This is a genomic window from Streptomyces corynorhini (genome assembly GCF_003346515.1).
Classification (GTDB): Bacteria; Actinomycetota; Actinomycetes; order Streptomycetales; family Streptomycetaceae; genus Streptomyces; species Streptomyces corynorhini.
Genome location: NZ_QQNA01000336.1, coordinates 1 through 6428, shown reverse-complemented (window position 1 = coordinate 6428; position 6428 = coordinate 1). Strand labels below are relative to the sequence as shown.

4 protein-coding genes are annotated in these 6428 nt (G+C 74.1%); 3 read left to right on the top strand and 1 reads right to left on the bottom strand.

The window, feature by feature from the left end; genetic code table 11:
* Nucleotides 1-298: 298 nt before the first annotated feature.
* Both DVH02_RS31160 and DVH02_RS31155 read left to right on the top strand, forming a co-directional pair.
* Nucleotides 299-832 (top strand): RNA polymerase sigma factor, encoded by a 534-nt coding sequence (locus DVH02_RS31160; RefSeq protein WP_114627200.1) that lies wholly within the window; start codon nt 299-301, stop codon nt 830-832.
* 18 nt (nt 833-850) lie between these two features.
* On the top strand, nt 851-1759 hold the full coding sequence (locus DVH02_RS31155) for a hypothetical protein (RefSeq protein ID WP_233518568.1): 909 nt from the start codon (nt 851-853) through the stop codon (nt 1757-1759).
* A gap of 75 nt (nt 1760-1834) precedes the next feature.
* Here DVH02_RS31155 and DVH02_RS31150 read toward each other — a convergent pair whose 3' ends face one another.
* A complete protein-coding gene (locus DVH02_RS31150; protein WP_114627199.1) occupies nt 1835-3937 on the bottom strand; it encodes an asparagine synthase-related protein in 2103 nt (700 codons plus the stop codon).
* A 607-nt stretch (nt 3938-4544) separates the two neighbouring features.
* On the opposite strand from DVH02_RS31150, the gene DVH02_RS31145 reads away from it, so the two are divergent.
* Entirely contained in the window at nt 4545-6113 is a 1569-nt protein-coding gene (locus tag DVH02_RS31145) for a sporulation protein (RefSeq protein ID WP_114627198.1), read from the top strand.
* The last annotated feature ends 315 nt before the right edge of the window (nt 6114-6428 follow it).

Sequence of the window (6428 nt, the reverse complement as noted above, 5' to 3'; positions counted from 1 at the left end):
GGGGGGGGGGGGGGGGGGGGGGGGGGGGGGGGGGGGGGGGGGTGGGGGGGGGGGGGGGGGGGGGGGGGGGGGGGGGGGGGGGGGGGAGGGGGGGGTAGGGGCGGGGTGGCGGCGGCAGGGTGAGGGGTGTATAAGGGGGGGCGCGCGGACTGGGCCCAGTCCCGCATCAGTTGCCGCTGAGGCGGGTGGAGCCGGACCGGGCCGGCCACGTGTGAGCGAATCCGATCGGGTACGACCGATCCCTGTTGCACTTTCCACGGTGATGGACACGTAGGGGCAGAGGCAAGGAAAGGAAGACATGCCCATCCACACCGAAGCCCAGTTCACCGAGGTGTACCGGGCCCACTACGAGGACGTGCTGAGGTTCGTGCGCCGTCGGGCGCACCCGATGAACGTCGACGACATCGTCGGAGAGACGTTCCTCGCCGCGTGGCGGCGCCGGAGCGAACTGCCCGCGGAGCCGCGCCCCTGGCTGTTCGGCACGGCGCGCAGGGCGATGCTGAACGCGCAACGCGGTATGCGCCGCAGGTCGGCGCTGGTCGTGCACATCGGGCAGTCGTCAGGGCCCGACGCCGCGTACGGCACCCGCGACATGGCGGCTCAGGTGGACGACCGGCTGGAGCTGGGCGCCGCCTGGCAGGGGCTCGCCCCGGCGGACCAGGAGGTTCTCGCCCTGCACGTCTGGGAGGAGCTGTCCGCCCGGGATGCCGCGAAGGTCCTCGGCTGCACCCGCGCCGCCTATGCCATGCGCCTCACGCGGGCCAAGCGCCGGCTGGCCGCGCGCCTCGACGCCAAGGCCCCCGTTCCGCCCGCCCTCGTCGCCACCCGCTGACCGGAGACCGGAGACATCATGACCAAGCCCAAGCCCAAGGCTCAGCCCCAGTCGCAGCCCCAGTCCCAGCCCCAGTCCAAGTCGCAGTCCCAGTCCAAGTCGCCGTCCCAGTCCCGGTTCAAGTCGCCGTCCCAGTCCCGGTCCGACGACCTTCTCACCCGCCTGGCCGAGCTGGACGCCGCTCCCCGCACCGAACCGACCGCCGCCGAGATAGACCGCGAGGAGACCTTGCTGCGCACCGTGGTCGGCGACACCGGGCGGCCGGGCCCGGTCGTGACGGCGCTGCGCCGTCCGCTCGTCCGGCGCACGGGGTTCACGCTGGTCGGCGGAGTGGCCGCCGCCATGGCCCTCGTCGCGGTGACGGGCGGGCTGCGTGGCTCCAGCGGCCCGTTGTCCTCGTCGGAGCTGGCCAGTTGGACCGGCTCGCCGAACGCCCTGGACACCTCCGCGGGCCGCGGCTCCGACGCCGAGAAGTGGTGCCTGGCGGCGCTGGACGACAGCCCCAGGACCGAGGACTCGATCCGCGTCAGCAACGCCGATGTGCGCGGCACGGTCGCCTCCATGGTCGTCAACCGGGACGGCGACGCGTGGTACTGCCTGGCCGCCTCGGACGACGGCGGTATCGCGATGGCGATCGATCCGGTGGCCGAGAGCGTCGCCGCCGACGCGATCAGCCTGGACACGCTGGGCGCGCGCGGCAGTGACGACACCGAGTTCAACTACGCGCTCGGCTCGGTGGGCGCCGATGTCCAGGACGTCACTGTGCGGGACAACGGGAAGACCGTCCACGCCACGCTGCAGGACGGCCGGTGGACCGCCTGGTGGCCGGGGGGCAGCCCGGACGGCCTGATCAGCGACGCCATCACGCTCACCCTCAAGGACGGCTCGACCAGGACGGTCACGGACGACGAGCTGCTGGACGGCTGAGGCGCGGCGACGTAACGGGACGGGTGAAGCGCGGTGCCAGACCCCGCGAGCCCGGCATGATCCACACGAGAGGCCCTACGACCGCAGCGTCGGGCGGGGGACGACTCCCGCCGCCACCGCGCGCTGCCTCGGCGCCGCCGTGCCCGTCCAGCAGGTGCCCCGGCGCGAGAGGAGGCGGCGCAGCCACAGTTCGGTGGAGACCAGGTCGGCGAGGCCGTCGAGGGGGACCGGTTCGCCCTCGGCCGCCGCGCGCAGCGCCTTGCGGACGACGCGGGCCTCGATCAGCCCCGCGTCGGCGAGGAGGGGCGCGTCGAAGAGGGTGATCAGCTCGCCCACGGCGGTGCGCAGGCCGGTGCGGGTGGCGGCGGCGGAACCGGCGCGGGAGGTGGCGCCCCAGCCGTCCGGCAGGTCGTGGATGCCGGTGTCGGCGAGGACCGTACGGAGGACCTCGGCGCGGGCGCCTGGCTGGACGCGGAGCGCTTCGGGCAGTTCGCGGCAGGCGCGTACCACCTGGTTGTCGAGGAACGGCGCGTGCAGGCGCTGGCTGCGGATCTCGGCGGCCTGTTCGAAGACGCGGTGGTCGGCGGCGAGCCGGGCGAGGGCGGCGCGGGCGCGGGACTCGCCGGGGCGCTGGACGGAGGTGGGTCTGGTCGCCGCGCTCATCAGGCGAACCGATACTTCAGCCAGTGCCTCCCCGGTCAGCCAGCGCGCCGCCGGTCCTGGCCTGGACCAGGTGAGCGCGGCCAGCGACGCGCTCAGCGGGCCGTCGGAGACCGGGGCGCGGGATCGGTTGGCCTCGGGGAGCCGGGCGGCGGCCTGTTCGAGACCGGTGCGATACGGGGTGCGGGCCAGTCTGCGGGCCGCGCGGTACACGGTGAACGGCAGGAACAGCGAGGCGGGCGAGGGGCCTTCGGCTCTGGCGAGCGCGCTGACCGGCTGCAGCAGGTGGCGTCTGCGCCGGTCGAGCAGCAGGTCGGCCATGCGCGCCGGGTGCGCGTCGAGCACCTCGCGGGCGCCCGCCCCGGTGAAGTGGTCGGCGCTGCCCGCCGAGAGCCGGCGCCGGTGCCGCTCGGCGGTGACCAGGGACGGGCCGGGCTCGTCGGTCAGCGGTCCGTCCAGCTCCGCGTACGGCAGGGCCTCCTCGCCCGCCGCGACCACGACGTGGTGCAGCCGGGGGTTGGCGGCGATGGCTCTGGCCCGTTCGAGTTCGCCCTCGTCGCGGCTGGCGCTGGAAAGGTCGTTGAAGGTGACGGCGAGCAGCCGCTCGCCCGCGCCGGTGCCGTGGCCCAGGACCGTGCCGGGCGCCCCTGGCAGCCCGGCGGCGAGCAGCGCGAGCGTGCCGGACGCGCTGCCGCCCGACAGGTCGGCGCCGATGCCGGGCACCGGGCCGCCGCGGGCGGCGCGCCGCTCGGCGGGGCCCATGCCGGGGACGGGTCCCGGGTCGGGCGGCAGGGTCTCGGGCGCGTGGCGCGGCGCGAGCAGCCTGGCGCGTACGGCGTCGACGAGCGCCTCCCGTACGCCCTCGACGGCCCGGTCGGCGTCCTTCTGCGGCCCGGCGACGGCGAGCGAGGCGACCGGTTCGTAGCCGGTGATCTCGCGCGAGCCCTCGCGCAGGACCAGCGCGTGTCCCGGCGGGATGCGCTTGACGCCGTCGTACGGGGTGGAGTCGCGCAGCGCCTCCGGGCTCTCCGGGCAGGCGAGGAGGGCGGCCAGGTGGCCGATGTCGAGCTGGGCCTCGATGAGGTCGGCGAGCGGCAGGGCGGCGGTGGCGTACGCCGTGCCGTTCGCCCAGGGGGTGTAGAAGACGGGCCGCGCTCCGGCCAGGTCCCCTGCGACGGTGATCCGGCGGCCGATCTGGGCGACGGCGGTGTAACTGCCCGGCCAGGCCGTGAGATGGCGCAGCGCTCCGCCGCGCGCGGCGAACAGGCCGACGCGCAACTCCTCGTCGGTGGCGCCGCAGCAGCCGAGGACGGCGAGCCGGGTGAAGGGGTCGACGGTGACGATCCGCACCTCGTCGGGGCGCCAGTCGCCGACGGCCCACAGCGGATCGGGGTCGCCCCACAGGAGTTGGGAGCCGACGGGATGCACGCTGCCGCTCTCGGAGTCACCGACCGGGCCGACGGCCCCTGCCGTGCCGAAGCGCGCGGCGATACTGCTCCATCCCACCAACCAGCGCATCGCCGCCTCCACAGCCTGTGGACAAGTCCCCGCCCGGCCCGCAGGATCGAGACCGGGGGACGGGCCGGACCAGCTCCGGTCGTACCCGTTCGGGAACATGCTGCCACGACAACGGCGCTCGGGAAGGCCCGGGGAAGCGGGGGCGGGAATGCGCATGCGCCCCTGGCAATGTCCAGATGGCGGAGATGCGGCCCCCGGAGCATAGGCAGCATTCAGCCAATCTCCGTGCCCAGTACGGCGCTTGAACGCCGTCGTATGTTCAGTCCGGGAGGCGGATTCCGCCCCCCGGACTGATCCACCGCCCGCGGGGATTGGGGCGGCGGGATCCCCCAGCCCACTGGTTCCAGTACGCAGTGGGCCGACCCACGCAGGTCTCATGGAAGCCCGGCCGCTCCTTCCCGGCCAAGAGCGCACGGCCGGGCGCACGGCCACACGGCGGGAGCACGGGGCGCCGTCCGGGCACGGTGCCGCGATCCGCGTACGGACAACAATCCCGCCATCCGGAAGTCCGCCCCTTAACGGCCCGGATGTGGCGAACTACGCTGGGTTTACGAATGCCGCGCGCCTATGCCGCGACGCGGCGGCCGTCTGTGTCGAGGGGTGACGCATGTCCAGGGAGCAACGAGGGCCGAACGAAAAGCTCGGAACCGTTCTCGCCCTCGCGGGAATCAGCAACGCCGGCCTCGCCCGGCGGGTCAACGACCTCGGGGCTCAGCGCGGTCTGACACTTCGCTACGACAAGACCTCCGTGGCGAGATGGGTGTCGAAGGGGATGGTTCCGCAGGGTGCGGCGCCCCATCTGATCGCCGCCGCCATAGGAGCCAAACTGGGACGCCCCGTCCCGCTCCACGAGATAGGTCTCGCGGACGCGGATCCGGCCCCCGAGGTCGGCCTCGCCTTCCCGCGTGACGTGGGGGAGGCGGTGCGGACCGCCACGGAGCTGTACCGGCTGGATCTCGCGGGGCGCCGGGCGGGCAGTGGTGGCATCTGGCAGTCGCTGGCCGGATCCTTCTCCGTGAGCGCTTACGCGACACCCGCCTCACGCTGGCTGATAACACCCGCCGACTCCTCCGTCGCGCGTGACGCGTCGGTGGCGGAGGCGGCGCGGGCAGCGCACGGCGCGGGTGGCAACGGTCAGGCGCAGTACAACGGGCAGGCCGCGTCGAACGGGCACGGCGGCCCGGACCCGAGAGGCGCGGACGCCAAGGCGGACGGCAAGAACGCCGAGGCGAAGGGGGCCGAGACCGCGGGCGAGGTCCTGCGGGTGGGCCACAGCGACGTCGCCAAGCTGCGGGAGGCCGCGTCGGACGCCCGGCGCTGGGACTCCAAGTACGGCGGCGGGGACTGGCGTTCGTCCATGGTCCCGGAGTGTCTGCGGGTCGACGCGGCTCCGCTGCTGCTCGGCGCGTACAGCGACGAGGTGGGCCGGGGGCTCTTCGGGGCCACCGCCGAACTGACCCGGCTGGCCGGCTGGATGGCCTTCGACACCGGGCAGCAGGAGGCGGCGCAGCGCTACTACATCCAGGCGCTGCGGCTCGCGCGCGCGGCGGCCGACGTGCCGCTCGGCGGCTATGTGCTGGCCTCCATGTCGCTCCAGGCGACCTACCGCGGCTTCGCCGACGAGGGCGTCGATCTCGCGCAGGCGGCCCTGGAGCGCAACCGGGGGCTGGCCACCGCCCGCACCATGAGCTTCTTCCGGCTCGTGGAGGCGCGCGCGCACGCCAAGGCGGGCGACGCGGTGGCGGCCGGGGCGTCGCTCAAGGCGGCGGAAGGCTGGCTGGAGCGCTCCCGCGAGGGGGACTCCGACCCGTCCTGGCTGGGCTTCTACTCGTACGACCGGTTCGCCGCCGACGCCGCCGAGTGCTACCGGGACCTGAAGGCACCACGTCAGGTACGCCGGTTCACGGAGACGGCGCTCTCCCGGCCGACGGAGGAGTTCGTACGCTCGCACGGGCTGCGGCTCGTCGTCAGCGCGGTCGCCGAGCTGGAGTCGGGCAACCTCGACGCGGCATGTGCGGCCGGCACCCGCGCGGTGGAAGTGGCGGGCCGGATCTCCTCGGCGCGTACCACCGAGTACGTACGGGATCTGCTGCACCGGCTGGAGCCGTACGGCGACGAGCCCCGGGTCGTCGAGTTGCGCGAGCGGGCCAGACCACTGCTGGTGGCACCGGCCTGACCCTCCCCGAAACGGGCATATCGGCAGGTACGGAATATGCCTCCGGTCGTACACGCCGGTATGCCCACCCCGTGGTTTAAGCACGTCGTCCGCGGGCCAGTGCACTATCGGGTGTGGGAGGTGACGCGCGTCCGCTCATCGCGCGTCACCTCCCACACCCGATAGTGCACTGGCCCGCGGACGACGTGCTTAAACCACGGGGTGGGCATACCGGCGTGTACGACCGGAGGCATATTCCGTGCCTGCCGATATGCCCGTTTCGGGGAGGGTCAGGCCGGTGCCACCAGCGGTGGTCTGGCCCGCTCGCGCAACTCC